Origin of the sequence: Micromonospora sp. WMMD956, from assembly GCF_029626125.1 — a bacterium.
Classification (GTDB): Bacteria; Actinomycetota; Actinomycetes; order Mycobacteriales; family Micromonosporaceae; genus Micromonospora; species Micromonospora carbonacea.
Map to the genome: position 1 here is coordinate 5,978,113 of NZ_JARUBI010000005.1, position 20,216 is coordinate 5,998,328.

The following is a 20,216-nucleotide window of genomic DNA, read 5'->3' on the forward strand; positions in this document are numbered from 1 at the left end:
GTCAGTCACGCCCCCAGGCGTCGCCGGCGGCCAGCCCCAGCGCGGCCAGCCGCGCCGGCGCCGTGCCGAGCCGCTCCACCTCGGGGTGCGTCACCCGGGGGAACATCCCGCCGAGGGCGAGCGTGGCCAGGACCCGCTCGCGCAGCACCGGCTCGACCGGCCGGCCCCACGACTCCCACAGCGACCGGAACGGCTCCATCCGCGTGCGGGCCAGGCCCATCAGGCACGCCGTCACCCACAGCGACCACAGCTGGTCGGCCGGCACGCGGGCCGCGAGGTCGGCCAGCCAGGGCTGCGGGTCCGCCACGTCGCGGGCGTAGCGCCCGCGCAGCGCCGGCAGGTCGACGCCGAACCGGTCGACGGCGGCCTCCAGCGGCACCGGGCTCCAGTTGTTGGTGGGCCGGTCGTTCTCGACCACGATGCGCGGCTCGCCGTGCTTGAAGTAGGGCAGGCAGTCGAACCCGTCGAGCGTGCGCGCCGGATCGGGCGACCAGCCCGGCGGCGGCTCGCCCACGTAGCAGGACGCCTCGCGGCGGCCCCGGTCGTTGTTGCCGACCACGCTCGGCACGTCGTGGTGCGCCGCCAGGTTCGGCACCGCGAGGTGCACCGGCAGCCCCACCTCCCGCGCGAAGTGGGCCACGGCGACGTCGTCGGCCTCGTCCGGGTCCTGCGCCGCCATGTAGTCGACGAGCCCCTTGGCCGCCGTGGCCGGCAGGGCCAGCGCGATGGTCGGCACGTAGTCGCAGACGGCGCGCACCCAGCGCGCGCCCAGCAGCGCGGCCATCCGGACGGCGGCGCCGTTGCGCGACCCCCAGTCGCTGTGCAGGGCGACCGCGCCGTCCGGCCGGGCCTGCACGGCCCGGAAGGCGTGCTCCAGGAAGCCGGGGGACACCACCGCGTCGTCCTGCAACACGAGGTGGTGGGTGCAGCCGGGCCCGACGGCGGCCCACGCCGCGCTGGCGGTGCGCAGCGTCCGCGGCGGGCCGTCGGGCTCCGGGTCGACGACGACCTCGACCGGGTAGGGGGCCAGCCGTCGCGCGAGGTCCTCCGCGAGGTGCCGCCGGGACGGATGCGTCATGACGGCAACGGACACGCCACCATGAGACAACTCCTGCTCCTTCCGGCCGGCGGTGTCACGATCGGGCATCGGCGTGGATCGCGGTCAACGTACCAGCGTTGCCGATCGGGGGCGACCCCTGACACCGTTTCCGCCGCGCGTGTCGACGGCCCACTTGCTTTGTCGTCGGTCAATGCGAGGCGAGATCGGAAGGCCCCGGCGCGGGCGCGCCGAGGTCGAGCGACAGCGCCACCCCGAAATGGTCCGAGGGATACTGGCCGCTGTCGTCACAGGCGGTGCCCAGCAGGGCCGGGCGGGTCGCGCGGACCGGGTCGGCGGCCCGCACGAGGACGTGGTCGAGCCGCCAGGTCGGCGTCGGCACGGGCATGGTCAGCGCGGCCGGTGGGCCGCCCGCGGCCGCCCACGCGTCGACCAGCGCGCCCCGGTCGCGCAGCCGGCCCATCAGCGCGCCGTCCGCCGGGCAGTTCAGGTCGCCGCAGACCAGCAGCGGGCGCTCCGGCGGGGCCGCGGCGGCCGCCGCCTCCAGGCCCCGCAGGCACGCCTCCTTCGCCTCGTCGGGCCCGACCGGCAGGTGCGCCACCCAGACCGTGACGGCGGGCGTCGACACCTCCAGCACGTCCGGGTGCCCGCCGAAGCCGCCGAAGCCGGGCACGGGGAAGACCCGGCACGAGTCGACGGGCCCGCGGCTGAGCACCGCCAGGCCGGGCGTCGGACCGGGCCCGGAGTGCGCCACCTCCCACCGCCCGGGCAGCGCGTCGGCCAGCTCCCGCGCCCGCCCGCCGCCCGACCCGGCCGGCGCGGGCACCTCCTGGAGGGCGACCAGGTCGGCGTCGGCGTCGGCCAGCGCCCGGGTCAACAGCGCGGCCCGCCGCCGCCACACCCGGGGCTCGTCGGCCTCCGCGAGGGCCGGGCTGCCCGCCCGGGCCCCGCGCAGGACGGCCCGGTCGCGCCAGTACCGGTGGGGCGTCCCGACGCCCCAGATGTTGTACGTGACGACGCGCAGCGGCATCCCGGCCCCGTCCCTCCCCGTGCGCCGGCCCGTCCGCTCCGGGGCCGCGACGCCCCGCACCGTAGCAGCGCGGGTTACGCGCCGGACGCCCGCCGGCGCGCCGGGACAGGGGGTCCGGAAAACAAATAGGGGCATCGGCGCGGGCGATGTACGGGTAACGCGCAACGACAGTCACGGTATTGAGCAGTTACGATTGCTCGCCTTCTCGCACTAAGGAGCTGTCTTGGGTCTCGACCGGCGAAGTTTCCTCGCGCAAACAGGAATCATGGGCGCGGGTGTCGCGCTCTCGGGCGCAATTGACGCGCTCTTCACGGCGGCTCCCGCGCTCGCCGGCCACGGGGGCGGATACGGCCCGCTCGTGTCCGACCCGGCCGGGCTGCTGGACCTGCCCCGCGGATTCCGTTACCGGGTCCTCTCCCGGGAGCGTGGCACCGCGCCGGCCGGCGTCGCGCCCGGCAGTTTCGACGGCATGGCCGCGTTCGCCGGCCCCGGCCGGGACGTCCGGCTCGTCCGCAACCACGAGAACCGGGTGGGCGCCTTCGCGCCGGTGGTCGCGCCCGCCGAGCTGACCTACGACCCCGTCGCCGTCGGCGGGACCACGACGCTGGTCGTCGGGCCCCGCGGGGTGGCCGAACAGATCAGCCTGGGTGGCACGTCCACCAACTGCGCGGGCGGGGTGACCCCCTGGCGGACGTGGCTGACCTGTGAGGAGACGGAGATCCGCCGGGGCGAGGGCGGCCACGAGAAGGACCACGGCTTCATCTTCGAGGTCGACCCGTGGCGCACCGACCGCAACGTGGACCCGACGCCGCTCACGGCCATGGGTCGCTTCGCGCACGAGGCGATCTGCGTCGACCCCCGCACCGGCGTCGTGTACGAGACCGAGGACGCCTACGGCGAGAAGTTCGGCTGCTTCTACCGCTTCCTGCCCCGCCGGCCGCTCGGCGGCCACGGCAGCCTGCGGGCCGGCGGGCGGCTCCAGGTGATGCGGGTGCCCGGCGTGGCCGACCTGTCCACCGTGCAGGAGCCCGGGGCCGTCTTCGGCGGCGTCGAGTGGCTCGACGTGCCGGACCCCCTCGCCACGAGCGTGCCCGTGCGGTTGCAGGACTACGGCCCCGGCGGCGTGACCCACGCGCAGAAGCTGGAGGGCGCGTGGTGGGGCGCCGACGGCGCGGCCTACTTCGTCTCCTCCTTCGCGGTGCGCGAGCACGGCTCCCAGGCCGACCACCAGGGCCAGGTGTGGCGGTACGTCCCGGCGGCCAACACGCTGACGCTGGTCGTCGTGTTCCGCAGCACCGACCCGGAGGCGGACCTCTACAAGACGCCCGACAACATCTGCATGACCCCGGCCGGCGGCCTGATGCTCTGCCAGGACGGCGACGGGGACAGCTACCTGATGGGCACCACGGTCGACGGCGAGCCGTACCTGTTCGCCCGCAACCGGCAGAACCTCGGCACCGAGTCCGCGCCGTCGTACGGCGAGTTCGCCGGGGCCTGCTTCGCCGACGACCGGCGGACCATGTACGTCAACTGCTACGCCCCCGGCACGACGTTCGAGATCACCGGCCCCTTCCGCAGGTAGCGGGCCGGGGACGCGCCGCGCGGCGGCCCGGCGACCCCGCCGGGCCGCCGCGGCGCGTGATTCCCGTCACGACGGCTCGCCGTCGGCGGCGGATCCGCCGCCGCGCCGCGCGCCCCTGAGCGTGCGCCACCGGGGCCGCCGGGCGAACATGAGCACCCCTACTCATCCGTTGGCCGGGCGCGTTGGGCAAGCTCAACGCATGATCGACCCCACACCACCACTGAGCCCGGCCCGGGGGCGGGTGGGCATCACCGCCGTCGGGGCCAGCCTCCCCGGGCAGGCCGTCCCCACCGCCGAGGTGCAGCGGCGGCTCGCCGAGGCCAGCGGGCTGACCCTGCCGGACGGCCTGCTCGCGCGAATGACCGGCATCTCCTCCCGCCGGCTCGCCGCCGACGGCGAGTACGCCTCCACCCTCGCCGTGCGCGCCGCCCGGCGGGCGCTCGCCGCCGCCGGCCGGGAACCCGAGGAGGTCGACCTGCTGCTGTTCGCCTCCGCCACCCGCGACGTCGCCGAACCCGCCACGGCCCACATCGTGCAGGCCGAACTCGGCAGCCGCGCCCACGCCCTCGACGTCACCAACGCCTGCAACAGCTTCCTCAACGGCATCGACCTGGCCCGCTCGGCGATCCTCGCCGGCCGCGCCCGCCGCGCCCTGGTCGTGACGGGGGAGACCCCCACCCGGGCGATGCGCTGGCAGGTCACCGACCTCGACCAGGCCCGGGGCGCGTTCGCCGGCTACACCTTCGGCGACGCCGGGGCCGCCGTCCTCGTCGAGCCGGTCGCGCGCGGCGGGATCGTCGACGTCGACACCGAGACCTGGTCGGAGCACTGGACGGTCGGCGGCATCCCCGGCGGCGGGTCCCGCCACCCCCGCGGCGACGAACACACCTACTTCACCGGCGACGGCCGCGCCCTGCGCGACGTGTTCGAGAAGATCGGCGCGGACATCCTGCACCGGGTCCGGGGCCGCACCGGCCTCGACTGGGCCGACTACGCCCGGGTCCTCGTCCACCAGGTCACCCTGCCCTACCTCGACCGGTTCGTCGAGGTCACCGGCGTCCCCCGGGACAAGCTGGAGATCACCGTCGGCGAGCTGGGCAACCTGGCCAGCGCCACCCTCGGCGTGCAGCTCGCCCGCGTCGACGCCACGCTGCGCCCCGGTGACCGGGTGCTCTTCGTCGGCCTCGGCGGCGGCGTCAGCCTCATGACGATGGTCTGGGAGAAGTCGTGACCGGCCCGGGGGACGGCGGGACCGCCCTGTGGGTGGTGGTGCCCGCGTACAACGAGGTCGCCCGCATCGGCGGCACCCTCGACGCCCTCGCCGCGCAGACCGACCGGGACTTCACCCTGCTGGTGGTCGACAACGGCTCCACCGACGGCACCCGGGACGCGGTGCGCCGCTTCGCCGTGCACGCGCCGGTGCCGACCCGGCTGCTGCGCGAGGAGCAGCGGGGCGTCGGCGCGGCCGTCGACACCGGCTTCCGGCACGCGATCGCGCAGGGCGCCACGCTGCTGGCCCGCACCGACGCGGACTGCCTGCCCCACCCCGGCTGGGTGGCCGCCGCCCGCCGCGCCCTCACCGGCGGGGCGGCCATGGCGTGCGGCCGGATCGAGGCCCGCCGCGACGAGCACGGCCCGCTGGGCCGGGCCGGGTTCCGCTGCCTGGTCGCCGTCGCCACCACCTTCGGCCGGCTGCGCCCCGCCCACCGGGGCCCCGGCTACCGGGCCCCCTACCGGATGCACGCGGGCAACAACATGGCGATCACCGCCGAGGCGTACCTCGCCGCCGGGGGCATGCCCCGCCGCCCGTCGCCGACCGACCGCGAGTTCCTCAACCGGGTACGCCGGCACACCGACGCCATCGTCCACGAGCGCACCATGGTGGTGGAGAACTCCACCCGGCGGCTGCGGGCGTACGGGCTGCGCCGCACCGCCGCCTGGTACCTGGACCGGGGCAGCGGCCGGCTCTCCCCGGACCCGCGCTGACCGCACCCCCGCCCGGAAACGAGTCCCACCATGCTCAACGAACTGGCCGCCGTGCTGCGCCGCCACCCCGACCGGCCCGCCGTGCTCGCCGCCGGTCCCACCGGCCGCACCCGCACCCGGGCCACCCGGGGCGAACTGGCCGCCCTCGCCGACGGGTACGCCGCCGCCCTGCACCACCACGGCCTCGCCGCCGGGGACACCCTCGGGGTGGCGGTGCGCCCCGGCCCCCTGGCCCTGTCGGTGCTGCTCGCCGCGCACCGGCTCGGGCTGCGGGTGGCGGTGCTCGACCCCAGCGCCGGCCCGGACGTGCTCACCGCGCGCCTGGCCCTGGCCCGCCCGGCCCTGGTCGTCGCCGACGCGGCGGCGCAGGCCGTCGCCGGCTGGGCGCGCCCGCTGGCCGACCGGGCGCGGCTGGCCCTGCCCCGGCTGGCCGAGCTGGGGCCGGTGCGTACGGTCGGCCGCCGGCTGCCCGGCTGCGCCCCGGCGCTGCGCCCCCGCCCCGGCCCGGCCCCCGACCGGGGCGGACCCGACGACGACGCGGTGATCATCTTCACCTCGGGCACGACCAGCCGGCCCCGGGCGGTCGTGCACCGCCGCGCCGGCCTGGACGCCGGGATGCGCGCCGTCGCCGACCTGGTCCGGCCGCGCGCGGGCGCGCCGGTGCTCGGCGGCACGTTCTTCGTCCTCGTCCCGGCCCTGGCCAGCGGCGCGCCGGTGGCCCTGCCGGCCCGCTCGCCCCGGGTCCTGGCCCGGCAGGTGGCCCGGCTGCGCCCGCAGGCCAGCTACCTCACCCCGCCGCAGCTGCGCGCCCTGCTGGCGCAGCGGCCCCGGCTGTCCGGCCGGTTCTACAGCGGCTCCGCGCCGGTCAGCGCCACCCTGCTCGACCGGGCCCGCCGGGCCGGGGCCGAGCAGGCGTGGGGGGTGTACGCGCTCACCGAGCTCTTCCCGGCCGCCGCCGTCGAGGCGACCGAGAAGGCCGCCTTCACCGGCGACGGCGACCTCGTCGGCGCGCCCCTGCCCGGGGTGGACGCCCGGGTCGGGCCCGACGGGCGGCTGCTGCTCGCCGGGCCGGGGCAGGCGCACCGCTATCTCGGCGAGCCGCCGCACGACCTGGTCGACACCGGCGACGTCGCCCGGCTCGACGGCGACCGCATCGTCCTCGCCGGCCGCAGCAAGGACATGATCCTGCGCGGCGCGGAGAACATCTACCCCGGCCTGTACGAGCCGGCCCTGCACGTGCCCGGGGTCAACCTGGCGGTGCTCGTCGGCGTGCCCGCCGACGACGGCGACGAACGGCTCGTCGCCGTCGTCGAACCGGAGCCCGGCGTCGACCCCGGCCGGCTGCGCGGGGCCCTCGACCCGGTGCTCGCGCGGATGGGCGCCGCCCGCCCCGACGCGCTGCTCATCGCCCCGGTGCCGACGAGCGGACGGTCCCGCAAGCCCGACCGGGCCGCCACGGCCGCCCTGGCCGCCGCCGCGACGGGCCGGCCCGTCCCGAGCCCGCGGCGGGGCGGCCGTGGCTGAGCGCCCCGCCGCCGAGGCGGCCCCGGTCGACGCGGCCCCCGCCGGGGCCGGTTGGCCGGTCGGGTCCGCGCGTCCCGGTCGGGGCCGCCGCCGCGACCGCCGCGTCTACCTGCGGCGCTACCCGCTGCTGTTCGGCGTGCTCGTCGCCACCCGGCGCCGGCCGGTGCTGCGGCTGGGCCGCACCGTGCTCGTGCACGACCCGCAGGCGTACCTCGACGCGCTGACCCGGCTGCCCCTGGACCGGGCCGCCGCCGGCACCGTCGGCGGGACCGCCCACCGGCTCGGCGCCGACGGGCTCCTGTTCGACCAGGAGGGCCCCGAGCACCGGCGGCTGCGCCGCGCCCTGCACGACGGGCTGGGGCCCGCCGGGGTGGCCCGGCTGCGCCCGGCCTGGACGGCGGTGCTGCGGCGGCGGCTCGCCCCGCTGGCCGCCGGGGAGCCGGTGGACCTGGTGCCGGTCGCCGCCGAACTGGCCGGCGTCACCACGGCGGCGCTGCTGGGCGTCGACGCCGACCCCGTCGCCCTGGCCGCCGCCGCCCGCCGCGCCGCCGCCACGGCCGCCGCCGCCCAGCTCCCCGGCCCGCGCCCGCCCGGCCGGGCCCGCGCCGCCCGCCGCGCCGTGGCCGACCTCGCCGACCTGCTCGGCGTGCCGCCGGAGGCCGCCGGCCTGGCCGGCATGCTCGCCGTCGCCGCCGTCAACACCACCGTCTCCGGCCTGCCCCGGGCGGTCGCCTGGTGCGCCGACGACCGGCTGTGGGCCGCCGCCGCCGACCCGGCCGGCCGGGAGGCCCTGGTCGACGAGCTGCTGCGGGTGACCGCGCCGAGCCCGCTGCTGCCCCGGGTCGCCGCGGCGGCGGGCACCGCCGGCGGCTGCCCCGTCCGGGCCGGGGACCGGCTGCTGCTGGTCGCGCGGCACGCCGCCGGGGCGCACCGCGCCGGGCCCGACCCGGCCGACCCGGCCCCGGCCCGGACCGCGCGGCTGGTCTTCGGCGCCGGCCCGCACTCCTGCCCCGGGGCCCGGCTGGCCCGCGCGCAGCTCGCCGACACCCTCGCCGCGCTCGCCCCGCACCGGCCGGTCGTGACCCGGGCCCGCGCCGACGGGCGCGCCGCGCTGCCCGGCTGGGCGCGCCTGGTGATCCGGGCCGGCGCGTGAGCCCCGCCGGGGCCGACGCCCGGGGCCGGCGCGTGGACCTCCACGGGGCCGAGGTGGCGGTCACCGGGGCGAGCGGCTTCTGCGGCGCCGCCGTGGCCCGCGCGGCGGCGGCCGCCGGGGCCCGGGTGCGCTGCCTCGGCCGCCGCCCCGGCCCGGTCGGCCGGCACGTCCCGTGGGACGCCGCCCGCACGGCCCCCGACCTCGCCGGGGCCGACGTGGTCGTGCACCTCGCCGCGGCGGTCGGTGACCCGCCGCCCGGCCGGGCCGCCGAACGCGCCTACCGGGCCGTCAACGTCGACGGGGCGGCCCGGGTGCTCGACGCCGCCGCCGGCCGCCCCCTGGTCTGGGTGAGCAGCGCCAGCGTCTACCGGCCGCAGGGCGCGACCCTGGTCACCGAGGACCACCCCACCGACGGGCAGCTCTCCGCGTACGGGCGCACCAAGGCCGCCGGCGAGCGCCTCGCCCTCGCCGCCGGCGCGGTCGTGCTGCGGCCCCGGGCGGTCTACGGCCCCGGCGACCCGCACCTGCTGCCCCGGCTGCTGCGGGCCCGCCGAGGCGGGTGGCTGCCGGTGCCCGGCCCCGACGTGCGGCTCAGCCTCACCGCCGTGGAGAACCTGGCCGACGCCTGCCTGGCCGCCCCCGCCTGGCCGGGCGGGGCGTACAACATCGCCGACGCCCGGCCGTACTCGCGCGACGCCGTGCTGCGCGCGGTGCTCGCCGCGGTCGGCGACCCCGCGCGGCTGGCCCACCTGCCGGCCGGCATCGCCCACGCCGCCGCGTCGGCGGCGACCGCGTGGTCGGGCCTCACCCGCCGCCCGCCGCTGCTGACCCGGTACGCCGTCGACCAGCTCGCCCGCGACATGGTGCTCGACCTCGGCCGGGCCCGAGCCCAGGGGTACCGGCCGCGCCGCGACCTCGCCGACTACCTGGCCGCGCCGGACGGACCAGGGCGGGCGGCGCGCGGGACACGCGGCGGCCGGGACCGTGGGTAGACTCCGCGTCGCGGCCGGATGACCATGCGTCGGGGTCCCTCGCACGAGGGCGCCCTCGTGCGATCCGAGCCCGGGGAGAGGGATGGGGTGCCCGCCAGGTGATGACTCTTGCGGCGGCCGCGGCCGACGTCTCCTGCACCGCCCTGCTGGTGCTCGCCCCCGACGGCCGCTGCCTCTGGTCCAACGTGGCCGCCGGCCGGCTCGGGGTGCGGCCGGACGAGCTGCCGCTGGCGCGGGTGGAGCCGGGCGGCCCGGCCGTCGAGGTCCCCTGGCCCGCCGCCGAGCAGGCGACCCGGTGGTTGCAGGTGTGCTGCCACGGCGTCGACTCCGACGGCGAACCCCTGCGCGTGTACGAGGTGCGCGACGTCAGCGCCGAACGCCGCGAACGCGAGCGGGGCCGCAACCACCGGTGGCGCCTGGCCCGCATCGAGCAGCTGGCCAAGGTCGGCACCTGGGAGTGGCACGTGGCGACCGGCGAGGTCGTCTGGTCCGACGTGCTGCTGCAGATGTTCGGCCTGCCGCCGGGCACCACGTTGGACTATCCGTCCTACCGCCAGCTCGTGCACCCCGACGACATCGGCCTCATCGAGCGGACCCTGGAGTCGGCGCTGGCCACCGCGTCGCCGTTCGCCTACACCCACCGCATGTACCTGCCCGACCGCGCGACGATCCGCGTCTTCGAGTGCTACGGCGAGGTCGTCACCGACGCCACCGGCGCCCCGGAACGCGTCCTGGGCACGGCCCACGACATCACGGCCATGCGGCGCGCCCAGGACGAGCTGACCCGGCTGGCCGAGCGCGACCCCCTGACCGACCTGCCGAACCGGCGCGCCCTGCTCGCCCGCCTCGACGACCTGCTCGCCTCCGGCGACGGGCGCAGCGGCGCGCTGCTGCTGATCGACATCGACAACTTCAAGGACATCAACGACGTGCACGGGCACGCCGTCGGCGACGACGTGCTGCGCGTGCTGGCCCGCCTGCTCGTCCGGCACCTGCCGGCGGGCACCCTCCTGGGCCGCCTCGGCGGCGACGAGTTCGCGGTCGTGCTGCCCGAGGCCACGGCCGGCGGGGCCCTCGCCGTCGCCGAGGGCCTGTGCAACGCCGTCGTACGCAGTCCCGTGCCCCTGGTCGACGCCGGCCTGCGGGTCACCCTGAGCATCGGGGCCGCGTCGCTGGCCCCCGGCGACACCCGCGACGTGGCGCTCGCCCACGCCGACCTCGCGCTCTACGAGGCGAAGAACGCCGGGCGCAACCGGGCCCGGCTCTACCTGCCCGAGCAGTACCGGCACGCCGTGCAGCGGGTCAACGTGGTGGCCCGGGTCCGCAACGCCCTCGACGAGCGCCGGATGCGCCTCGACGCCCAACCGATCATCGACCTGCTGACCGGCGAGGTGGTCAGCCACGAGCTGCTGATCCGGCTGCGCGACGGCCGGGAGCCGGAGCTGGCGCCGGGCGACTTCCTGCCCACGGTGGAGCGCGACGACCTCATCCGGGAGCTGGACCGGTGGGTGGTGGCCACCGCCACGGCGGCGCTGGCCGACCCGGCCGCCGCGGCGGCCGGGACCCGCTTCGACGTGAACATCTCCGCCCGGTCGCTGGAGTCGCCCGGCTTCGGCGACTGGGTGGTGGGGCGGCTGCGCGCGGCCGGCGTCGAGGCCCGCCGGCTGGGCCTGGAGGTCACCGAGACGGCGGCGATCACCAACGTCGCCGCCGTGCGCAACCTCGCCGGCACGCTGCGCGACGCCGGCTGCCGGCTCAGCCTGGACGACTTCGGGGCCGGCTTCGGCTCGTTCGCCTACCTCAAGCACCTGCCGTTCAGCACCGTCAAGATCGCCGGGGACTTCGTCCGGCAGGCCGACCGGGGCGGTGCCGACCCGGTGCTCATCGACGCGGTCGTGCGCGCCGCGCACGGGCTGGGCATGCGCACCGTCGCCGAGTCGGTCGACCGCGACGCGCTGGTGCCCGCGCTGCGCCGGCTGGGCGTCGACGCCGGCCAGGGCTACCACCTGGGCCGCCCCGTGCCCCTGGACGTCCTGCTCAACCGGGAGCCCGACGACCGTCCCGCCGTCGTGGACGCCCCGTCCCGCCGCCCCGACCACTGACCGCCGCCCCGACCCCGCGCCCCGACCACCGCCCCGCCGTTCCCCGGAGACCCAGGTGACCGCACCCCCCGCGCCGGCGCTGCCCGGCGGCGTCACGCTCGCCACCCCCGACCCCGACGCCGCCCGCGCCTTCTACGCCGACCTGCTCGGCTGGGCGTACGCCGCACCGTCCGGCCCGCACGCCGGGCGGACCGAAGAGACTGTCGCGTACGCCGGGGGGACGCCCGCCGCCGGCCTGGCGCCGGGCGCCGCGCCGGCCCGCTGGTGGACGGTGCTCGCCGCCGGCGACGTCGACGCCGTCCGGGCCGCCGCCGGCCGGGCCGGGGCGCGCGTCGACGGCGACGACGTGCACGACCCGCTCGGCGGGTCCTTCCGACTGCGCGCCGGCACCGACGTCGTCGCCCCCGGCCCGGGGCGGCCGAGCTGGTACGAGTACATGACGACCGCCCCCGCCGCCGCCGACCGGTTCCACGCCGACGCCCTCGGGCTGCGGGCGAGCGTGCCGCCGGGCGCGCCCGACGATTCGTATGCCCTGCTGCTGGCCGACGGGCGGCCCGTCGCCGGCCGGCTGGCGCTGCCCCCGCCGCTGGCGGGCCTGCTGCCGACCGGCTGGATGGTCTACTTCGCCGTCGCCGACCCCGACGACGTGGCCGGGCGGGCGCAGGCACTGGGCGGGCGGCTGCTGGTGCCGCCCCGCGACGTGCCGACCGGCCGGGTGGCCGCGCTCGCCGACCCGGCGGGGGCGGTGTTCACCGTCGTCCGCCCGGCCACGGCCCCGGCGTAGCTCGGCGCGTGCGCCGCGGGTGGGCCGGTGCCGGGCGTACGCTGGCCAGCGTGGATCACGAAGACCGCATCGCCCTGTTCCTCGACTACGAGAACCTCGCGCTGGGAGCGCGCGAGCACCTCGGCGGCATGGTCTTCGACCTGCGTCCCCTCGCCGACGCCCTCGCCGAGCGGGGGCGGGTGGTGGTGCGCCGGGCGTACGCCGACTGGTCCTACTTCGACGAGGACCGGCGGATGCTCACCCGCTCCCACGTCGAGCTGATCGAGATGCCGCAGCGCATGGGCGCCTCGCGCAAGAATGCGGCCGACATCAAGATGGCCGTCGACGCCGTGGAGCTGGCCTTCGAGCGGGCGTACGTCTCGACGTTCGTGATCTGCACCGGCGACAGCGACTTCACGCCGCTGGTGCACAAGCTGCGGGAGCTCAACAAGCGGGTCATCGGCGTGGGCGTGGAGAAGTCCACCTCGGCGCTGCTGCCGCCGGCCTGCGACGAGTTTCTCTACTACGACCGCCTCGAGGGCGTCGACGTCCCGCCGGCGCGCGCCCGGCGCGGCCGTCCGGCCCGGCTGCCCAGCCCGGAGGCCGGGCAGGTCGAGCAGGCCGGGCAGGTCGAGGCGGCGGAGGCGGGGGAGGCGGCGGAGCCCGAGGCGCAGCCGGTGGGCGCGGAGCCGGCGCGCGACGTCGACACGCTCAGCGTGCTGGTGGCGCAGACCGTCGCCGGTCTCCAGGGCAGCTCCAGCGGGGAGGTCACCGCCTCGACGCTCAAGCGCACCCTGCTGCGCAAGGACCCGACGTTCAGCGAGTCCGACTACGGCTTCCGCACCTTCGGCGAGCTGCTGCGCCACCTCGCCGGGCGGACGGTGATCGAGCTGGCCGAGGGGCCGGCGAAGGGCGACCCGGAGGTGTCCCTGCCCGAGCACGGCGACCGGGAGGTGGCCTTCGGGCTGCTCCGGTCCGTGGTCGCCGACCTGGCCGGCGGTGGGGGCGACGTCGCCCTGTCCGGGCTGAAGAACCAGCTGCGCCGGGCGCGCCCCGACTTCAGCGAGAAGAAGCTCGGCTATCGCAGCTTCCTCCAGTTCTGCAAGGCGGCCGCCACCAGCGGGGTCGTCGACCTGCGGTGGAGCGCCGACGCCGACGACTACCTGCTGACCGTGCCGGCGGCCTCCTGACCGCGCTCCGGCGGCCCCCACCACCGTGGACGGTCGGGATCGGACGGTCCGTTGTGGCGTCCGGCTACCGTGGGCAGTGGTGTCGCCACCCACCCGCGGGGCGGTGCCGGTGGCGGTTCCCTCGATCGCTAGGGTTGGGACGTGTCTCTATGGATGGCCGCGATGTGGGGAATGGTCGGCAGCGCCGTCGCGGAGGCACTGAACCTCTCCGCCATGATGCGCCCGACCAGCGAGTCCGGGGGCCGGTGGCAGTGGCCGTGGCGCGACCGGCGGGACCGGCCGATCGTCGTCTTCGCCGTCCTGTTGCGGGCGGCGGCCGGCACCGGCCTGGCCGCCGCGGCCGGCGCGGGTGGCCTGGCCGACACCGCGTTCGCCAGCTTCACCTTCGGGGTGGCCGCGCCGCTGGTGATCGCCAAGATGTTCGACCAGGTCCGGGTGGAGCCGCCGGCCGAGCCGCCCGCCGACACACCGGACGGTGAGCACGATGACGGCGCGTGACACCCGGTGGCAGCGGTGGGTCGCCGCGCTGGCCGCCCGCCCGACGACGACCACGACCGCCGCGCCGGTTCCCGGGCGCACCCGGCTGGCCGCCGCGCTGGCCGCGCGGCCGGTCGTCGGCCCGCGCCGCCCGCCGCCGCCCGTGTTCGACGGTGGGGACGCCGAGGGCGGCAAGCTCACCGAGCGGGTGAAGGGGATCCTGGCCGCGGTCCTCGGCGTGACCGCCGACCAGCTCCGGGTCGACGCCGACGGCGACGTGGGCATCCGCGCCGGTTCCGCCATGATCTTCGTACGGGTCCAGGACGACCCGCCCCTGGTGGACGTCTTCTCGCCGCTGCTCACCGGCGTCGAGCCGACCCAGACGCTCTACCAGCGCCTCTCCGACCTGACCAACGGGCTGGTCGTCGGCCGGGTCTACTGCACCGGCGGCACGGTGTGGGCTTCCATCCCCGTCTTCGGGCAGGACTTCGTCCCCACCCACCTGCTGCTGGCCGTACGCGGGATGATCGCCCTGGCCGACGACCTCGACGACCGGCTGCGCCTGGAGTTCGGCGGCAGCCGGTTCTTCGGGTCGGAGGCGACCGGGGGGCTGACCCCGGTGCCCGACCCGACCGGCTACCTGCGCGACCTCGCCGACTCGGGCGCCTCGGGGGCGCGGGGCGCGGGCAGCGTCCTCGTCGACCTGCTGGCCGACCGGGGGCACACCGACGAGCTGCGGCTGCGCGCCGACCACGGCGACGGGCACGCCGCCGCCCGGTTGGCGGCCCTGCTGGCCGAGCGGGGGGAGGCGGAGGACGCCGAACGCTACTGGCGCGTCGCCGCCGACCTCGGTGATCCCGGGGCGCACGTCGAGCTGGCCGCCCTACTGGCCGCCGGTGGCCGCCCGGACGAGGCGATCGACCTGCTGCGGCGCGCCGTCGAGCAGGGCGACCGCCGGTCCCTGCCGCTGCTGATCACGCTGCTGACCGAGCACGGGCAGCTCGACGAGGGCATCGACCTGCTGCGCCGCTGGGCGGCCGGGGCCTACCCGCCCGGGGCCTGACGGCGGCGGCGCGCCCGGCGGTCCCGGCCGCGTCCCGGCGCTGTCGGTGGCCGGCCCACCGGTCCCGGCGGCTGCACGAGGAACGGGGGCCGGCGACCGCCGACCCCCGTTCCGCCGTGGGTGGTGTCAGTCCCGCTGCACGACCATGCCCGCGCCCACCGTGCGGTTGGTGGCCTCGTCGATGATCACGAAGCCGCCCGTCGTGCGGTTGCGGTGGTAGTCGTCGACGAGCAGCGGAACGGTGGTGCGGATGCGGATCCGGCCGATCTCGTTGAGCTTCAGTTCGGTGGCGGTTTCGTCGCGGTGCAGGGAGTTGATGTCGAGGCGGTAGTGCAGGCCCCGCACGATCGCCCGCGCGGAGCGGGTGGTGTGCTTGATGGCGTAGCGGCCGCCGACGGTCAGCGGGCGGGTCTCGTCCATCCAGCAGACCATCGCCTCGATGTCCTGCGCCACCGCCGGGGCGTTGTGCGGCCGGCAGATCATGTCCCCACGGGAGATGTCGATCTCGTCTTCCAGCCGCACGGTGACCGACATCGGGGGGAACGCCTCCTCCACCGGCCCGTCGGCGGTCTCGACCGCGGCGATGCGGGAGGTGAACCCCGACGGCAGCACCATCACCTCGTCACCGGCCTTCAACACCCCCGAGGCGACCTGACCGGCGTACCCCCGGTAGTCGGTCACCGTGGTCGACTGCGGCCGGATCACGTACTGCACCGGGAACCGCACGTCCTGCAGGTTGCGGTCCGAGGCGATGTGCACCCGCTCCAGGTGGTGCAGCAACGACGGCCCCTCATACCACGGCATGTCCTCCGACCGGGACACGATGTTGTCCCCCCGCAGCGCCGACACCGGCACCACCGTCAGGTCCGGCACGTCCAGCTTCGCCGCGAACGCCGTGAACTCGTCCGCGATCGCCTCGAACACCTCCCGGTCGAAGTCGACCAGGTCCATCTTGTTCACACACAACACCAGATGCGGCACCCGCAACAACGAACACAGGAACGCATGCCGCCGCGACTGCTCCACGAGGCCCTTGCGCGCGTCCACCAGGATCAACGCCAGGTCCGCCGTCGACGCCCCCGTCACCATGTTCCGCGTGTACTGAATATGACCCGGCGTGTCCGCGATGATGAACTTCCGCCGCGGCGTCGCGAAGTACCGGTACGCCACATCGATCGTGATGCCCTGCTCCCGCTCCGCCCGCAACCCGTCGGTCAACAACGCCAGGTTCGTGTACTCGTCCCCCCGCGCCGCCGACACCGCCTCCACCGCCGCCAACTGATCGGTGAACAACGACTTCGTGTCATACAACAACCGGCCGATCAACGTCGACTTACCGTCGTCCACACTCCCGGCCGTCGCGAACCGCAACAGGTCCATCGGCCGCGCCTCCACCTCGACCGGCGCCATGTCGATGCTCATCAGAAGTAGCCCTCCCGCTTACGGTCCTCCATCGCGGCCTCACTGACCCGGTCGTCGCCCCGCGTCGCACCCCGCTCGGTGACCCGCGTCGCGGCCACCTCCTCGATCACCGCCGCCACCGTGTCGGCATCCGACCGCACCGCCGCCGTGCACGACGCATCCCCCACCGTCCGGTACCGCACCACCTCCACGAACCGCTCCTCACCCGCCCGAGGGGTGAAGAACTCGTTCACCGCATACAACATCCCGTCCCGCTCCACCACCTCACGCTCATGCGCGAAATAGATCGACGGCAACGGAATCCGCTCCCGCGCGATGTAGTGCCACACATCCAACTCGGTCCAGTTCGACAACGGGAACACCCGGATCGACTCACCCGGATGATGCCGACCGTTGTACAACGACCACAACTCCGGCCGCTGGTTCTTCGGATCCCACTGCCCGAACTCGTCCCGGAACGAGAACACCCGCTCCTTCGCCCGCGCCTTCTCCTCATCCCGCCGCGCCCCACCAAACAACGCGTCGAACCGGTGCTTCTCCACCGCGTCCAACAACACCGGCGTCTGGATCCGGTTCCGCATCCCGTCCCCGGACTCCCGCACCAACCCCCGCGCCAACGCCTCCGGCACCGACGCCACGATCAACTGCAACCCCAACTCCGCCACCCGACGATCCCGATACTCCAGGACCTCGGGAAAGTTGTGCCCCGTATCCACATGCATCACCGGAAACGGCACACTCGCCGGCGCAAACGCCTTCTGCGCCAACCGCAACATCACGATCGAATCCTTACCACCCGAGAAGAGCAGCACCGGCCGCTCCATCTCCGCAACCACCTCACGCATCACGAAGATGCTCTCCGCCTCCAACTCGTCGAGCTGGGAGACCTGGTACGCAGCCGATCCGCTGCTCATCGCGTGTCCTTTCCGGTCGAGGGGACGCCTCCGGTCGAGGGGACGCCGGAGCCGCCGGGGGCCGCCGCGCCGGAGAGCTGCCGCGCGAGGGCGGCGAGCAGCGGCGCGGCGAGCTCCTGACGGCACACCAGCAGGTCGGGAAGGCGCGGGTCGGCCTGGTTGTAGGCCAGTGGGGAGCCGTCGACGCGCGACGCGTGGAAGCCGGCGGCGGTGGCCACGGCCACCGGGGCGGCCGAGTCCCACTCGTACTGGCCGCCCGCGTGGACGTACGCGTCGACCTCACCCGTCACCACAGCGGCGATCTTCGCCCCCGCCGAGCCCATCGGCACCAGCTCGGCGCCGATCTCGGCGGCCAGGTCCGCCAGGAAGGCCGGGGGACGGCTGCGGCTGGCCGCCAGCCGCAGCGGCGCGGCGGCGTCGGCGGAGGGGGCCGGCGGCGTCGGCGGCGCGTCGGTGGCCAGCACCCGCCCCTGGGCGGGCAGGCCCACGGCCCCCGCCACCAGGCGATGCGGCGTCGACGCGCCGCGCGCCCACAGCGCCACGTGCACCGCCCAGTCCGAGCGGCCCTCCTCGGAGAACTCCCGGGTCCCGTCCAACGGGTCGATGATCCACACCCGGTCGGCGGTCAGCCGGCCGCCGGCGTCGACGTGCCCGACCGCGCGGGAGTCCTTGTCCTCCTCGGACAGGACCGCGTCGTCCGGTCGGTGGGACGCCAGCTCGGCGAGCAGGAGGTCGTGGGAGGCCCGGTCGCCGGCGGCCTTCAACGCGGCCGGGTCACCGTGGCCGTGCGCGGAGCGTACCCGCAGCAGCAGCTCGCCGGCGTGGGCCGCGAGCCGGCGGGCGAGCGCCGCGTCGGATTCCGGAGGGGTCAGGGTCGGCATGGCAGCTCCTCGCAGGGGCCGGTGGGTAACGCCCGGGCGGTCACTGGACCGCCCGTCGACTGAAGCAGCGGACGCTGAGCCAGGTCAGCGCCACGGCCACCCCGGTGAGCACGCTCAGGCACACCCACGCCGGGATGTGCGGCACCTCGGGCAGCAGCGCCCCGCGCACCCCCTCCGAGACGTACGTCATCGGGTTGAGCGCGGTGACCACCTGGTACCAGGGCAGCGACAGCCTCGGCCAGGGGTAGTGGATGCACCCGGTCCAGATGATCGGGGTGAGGATCACCGAGAAGGTGACGTTGATCCGCTGCACCGGCAGGGTGGTGGCCAGGCTCATCCCGATGGCCCCGCCGATCCACGCGCCGAGCAGCGCCACCACGAACGCCAGGGGCAGCCCCTCCGGACGCCACGGCGCGGAGCCGACCACCAGCGCGCCGAGCGGATAGATCAGCAGGGCCGCGATCAGCCCGCGGACGGTGGCGATGACCAGCTTGCCGATCGCGACGAGGCTGGTCGGCAGCGGGGCCATCAGCCGGTCCTCGATCTCCATGGTGAAGCCGAACTCCTTCACCAGCGGCAGGGCCACGCTCTGCAACGCGGTGGTGAGGGCGGCCAGCGCGATGATGCCGGGCAGGAAGAGGTCGGCGAAGTTGCGCCCGACGATGCCCTGCCCGCCGAGGATGGTGTCGAACACGAAGAGCATGAACAGCGGGGTCAGCCCGACCTGCACCAGGATGACCCACAGCTCCCGGCCGGTGACCATGAGGTCGCGGCGCAGCACGGCGGCGAACACCCGGCCGGCGCCGGGCCGCGGGCGTGGGGTGACCGCCGGTCGCAGCGGGGTCGGCGTGTCTACAGCGGTCACCGTGGTTCCCTTCCGGTCAGTTCGATGAAGACGTCCTCCAGGCTCGGCTCCCCGATGTCGATGGCGTTGAGCGCCGCCGACCGCGTGGTGAGCACGGTGACCGCCGCGCCGAGCAGCGCGGCGGGGTCGGTGGCCAGGTGCAGGCGCACGCGCAGCCGGCCGCGCCCGGCCGGGCCCCCGCCGTTGCGGCCCGCCGCGCCGCCGCGCCCGAGCAGGCCCGCGCCGGCCAGGGCGGCCAGGCCGCCGCCACCGGGCCGCGCCCCGCCGCCGGCCCGCGCGGCCAGGGCCGCCAGCGCCGCGCCGCCGCCGGCCCCGCCGGGCAGCCCCGCGCCGCCCCGCAGACCGGCCGGCACGGTGGGCGACGCGAGCCGTTCCGCCTTGCGTACGCCGTCCAACTCGCCCAGCGCGGCGCACAGCGCCTCCGGGTCGTCGCCGGGGGCCGGGGTGAGCGTGAGGTCGAGCAGCGCGTCGCCGGCCAGGCCCCGGACCAGGCTGTCCGGGGTGTCGCAGGTGAGCAGCCTGCCGTGGTCGACGATGCCGACCCGGTCGACGATCCGGGCCGCCTCGTTCATCGCGTGGGTGGTGAGCACGATCGCGACGCCACGCTCGCGCAGCTGGCGGATCTGCCCCCAGATCAGCAGCCGGGTCTGCGGGTCGAGGGCGTTGGTCGGCTCGTCGAGGAAGAGCACCATCGGGTCGTGGGTGAGCGCCCGCGCGATCATCAGCCGCTGGGCCATCCCGCCGGAGTACGCCTCGATGCGCCGGTCGGCCCGCTCGGTGAGGCCGAAGCGCTCCAGCAGCTCCCCGGCCCGGCTCTCGGCCTCCCGGCGGGGCAGCCCGTGGTAGGTCGCGTGGTAGACCAGGTTCTGCCGGGGGGTCAGGGCGCGGTCCAGGTTGTTGTGCTGGGGCACCACGGCCAGTTGGGCGCGGGCGGCCGCGGGGTCGCGCCCGACGTCGACGCCGCCGACCAGCACCCGGCCGCCGGTGGCCCGCAGCCGGGTGGTGAGGATGCCGACGGTGGTGGACTTGCCGGCGCCGTTGGGCCCGAACAGTCCGAAGATCTCGCCCGGCGCGACGGTGAACGACAGCCCGTCCACGGCGTTGGTGTCGCTGCGCGGGTAGCGCTTGACGAGGTCGGCGACCTCGACCACGGCCGGCCCGTCTCTGCTGGGCATCTGCTCTCCTGTCTGGGGGTGCGGGGTGCCGCCGTCCGCC

General features: G+C 76.4%; 17 protein-coding genes and 1 pseudogene. 11 read left to right on the top strand and 7 right to left on the bottom strand.

Annotated elements, in window-relative coordinates:
• Window position 1 precedes the first annotated feature (1 nt).
• Both O7628_RS26195 and O7628_RS26200 read right to left on the bottom strand, forming a co-directional pair.
• Window positions 2-1,078, bottom strand: coding sequence for a hypothetical protein (locus O7628_RS26195; RefSeq protein WP_278134560.1), 1,077 nt, complete (start codon window positions 1,076-1,078; stop codon window positions 2-4).
• 169 nt (window positions 1,079-1,247) lie between these two features.
• A complete protein-coding gene (locus O7628_RS26200; protein WP_278134563.1) occupies window positions 1,248-2,087 on the bottom strand; it encodes an endonuclease/exonuclease/phosphatase family protein in 840 nt (279 codons plus the stop codon).
• Window positions 2,088-2,352: 265 nt separating this feature from the next.
• Between O7628_RS26200 and O7628_RS26205 the strand changes: the two genes are divergently transcribed.
• The 11 genes and pseudogenes from O7628_RS26205 to O7628_RS26255 all read left to right on the top strand — a co-directional run.
• Window positions 2,353-3,669, top strand: a complete 1,317-nt coding sequence (locus O7628_RS26205; RefSeq protein WP_278134565.1) for an alkaline phosphatase PhoX — start codon at window positions 2,353-2,355, stop codon at window positions 3,667-3,669.
• 199 nt (window positions 3,670-3,868) lie between these two features.
• Window positions 3,869-4,900 (top strand): 3-oxoacyl-[acyl-carrier-protein] synthase III C-terminal domain-containing protein, encoded by a 1,032-nt coding sequence (locus O7628_RS26210; protein ID WP_278134567.1) that lies wholly within the window; start codon window positions 3,869-3,871, stop codon window positions 4,898-4,900.
• Entirely contained in the window at window positions 4,897-5,655 is a 759-nt protein-coding gene (locus tag O7628_RS26215; protein ID WP_218107420.1) for a glycosyltransferase family A protein, read from the top strand. The genes O7628_RS26210 and O7628_RS26215 overlap by 4 nt, the downstream gene beginning before the upstream one ends.
• A gap of 30 nt (window positions 5,656-5,685) precedes the next feature.
• Window positions 5,686-7,179, top strand: coding sequence for a class I adenylate-forming enzyme family protein (locus tag O7628_RS26220; protein ID WP_278134570.1), 1,494 nt, complete (start codon window positions 5,686-5,688; stop codon window positions 7,177-7,179).
• Window positions 7,172-8,332 carry a cytochrome P450 gene (locus tag O7628_RS26225; RefSeq protein WP_278134572.1) on the top strand — a complete coding sequence of 387 codons (1,161 nt, stop codon included), beginning with the start codon at window positions 7,172-7,174 and terminating at the stop codon, window positions 8,330-8,332. The genes O7628_RS26220 and O7628_RS26225 overlap by 8 nt, the downstream gene beginning before the upstream one ends.
• A gap of 32 nt (window positions 8,333-8,364) precedes the next feature.
• Window positions 8,365-9,324, top strand: a complete 960-nt coding sequence (locus tag O7628_RS26230) for an NAD(P)-dependent oxidoreductase (RefSeq protein WP_278134574.1) — start codon at window positions 8,365-8,367, stop codon at window positions 9,322-9,324.
• 101 nt (window positions 9,325-9,425) lie between these two features.
• A complete protein-coding gene (locus O7628_RS26235; RefSeq protein WP_278136407.1) occupies window positions 9,426-11,426 on the top strand; it encodes an EAL domain-containing protein in 2,001 nt (666 codons plus the stop codon).
• A 55-nt stretch (window positions 11,427-11,481) separates the two neighbouring features.
• The gene (locus tag O7628_RS26240; protein ID WP_278134575.1) at window positions 11,482-12,210 is read left to right on the top strand and encodes a VOC family protein; all 729 of its coding nucleotides are present in this window, start codon (window positions 11,482-11,484) and stop codon (window positions 12,208-12,210) included.
• Window positions 12,211-12,260: 50 nt separating this feature from the next.
• Window positions 12,261-13,379 (top strand): PIN domain-containing protein, encoded by a 1,119-nt coding sequence (locus O7628_RS26245; RefSeq protein ID WP_278134577.1) that lies wholly within the window; start codon window positions 12,261-12,263, stop codon window positions 13,377-13,379.
• Window positions 13,380-13,520: 141 nt separating this feature from the next.
• The gene (locus O7628_RS26250; RefSeq protein WP_141724012.1) at window positions 13,521-13,877 is read left to right on the top strand and encodes a hypothetical protein; all 357 of its coding nucleotides are present in this window, start codon (window positions 13,521-13,523) and stop codon (window positions 13,875-13,877) included.
• Between the two features lie 175 nt (window positions 13,878-14,052).
• Window positions 14,053-14,448: pseudogene (locus O7628_RS26255) on the top strand (hypothetical protein); the annotation flags it as partial.
• A 597-nt stretch (window positions 14,449-15,045) separates the two neighbouring features.
• Here O7628_RS26255 and O7628_RS26260 read toward each other — a convergent pair.
• Genes O7628_RS26260 through O7628_RS26280 form a run of 5 tightly spaced genes read right to left on the bottom strand, consistent with a single transcriptional unit; the run spans window position 15,046 to window position 20,176 of the window.
• Window positions 15,046-16,341, bottom strand: a complete 1,296-nt coding sequence (locus O7628_RS26260) for a GTP-binding protein (protein WP_178064554.1) — start codon at window positions 16,339-16,341, stop codon at window positions 15,046-15,048.
• A complete protein-coding gene (cysD, locus tag O7628_RS26265; protein WP_278134581.1) occupies window positions 16,341-17,255 on the bottom strand; it encodes a sulfate adenylyltransferase subunit CysD in 915 nt (304 codons plus the stop codon). The genes O7628_RS26260 and cysD overlap by 1 nt, the downstream gene beginning before the upstream one ends.
• Window positions 17,252-18,136 carry a 3'(2'),5'-bisphosphate nucleotidase CysQ gene (locus O7628_RS26270; protein WP_278134584.1) on the bottom strand — a complete coding sequence of 295 codons (885 nt, stop codon included), beginning with the start codon at window positions 18,134-18,136 and terminating at the stop codon, window positions 17,252-17,254. Before O7628_RS26270 ends, cysD begins: the two co-directional genes overlap by 4 nt.
• A 40-nt stretch (window positions 18,137-18,176) precedes the next feature.
• The gene (locus O7628_RS26275) at window positions 18,177-19,001 is read right to left on the bottom strand and encodes an ABC transporter permease (RefSeq protein ID WP_074479079.1); all 825 of its coding nucleotides are present in this window, start codon (window positions 18,999-19,001) and stop codon (window positions 18,177-18,179) included.
• Window positions 18,998-20,176, bottom strand: coding sequence for an ABC transporter ATP-binding protein (locus O7628_RS26280; protein WP_278134586.1), 1,179 nt, complete (start codon window positions 20,174-20,176; stop codon window positions 18,998-19,000). The genes O7628_RS26275 and O7628_RS26280 overlap by 4 nt, the downstream gene beginning before the upstream one ends.
• Between the last annotated feature and the right edge of the window lie 40 nt (window positions 20,177-20,216).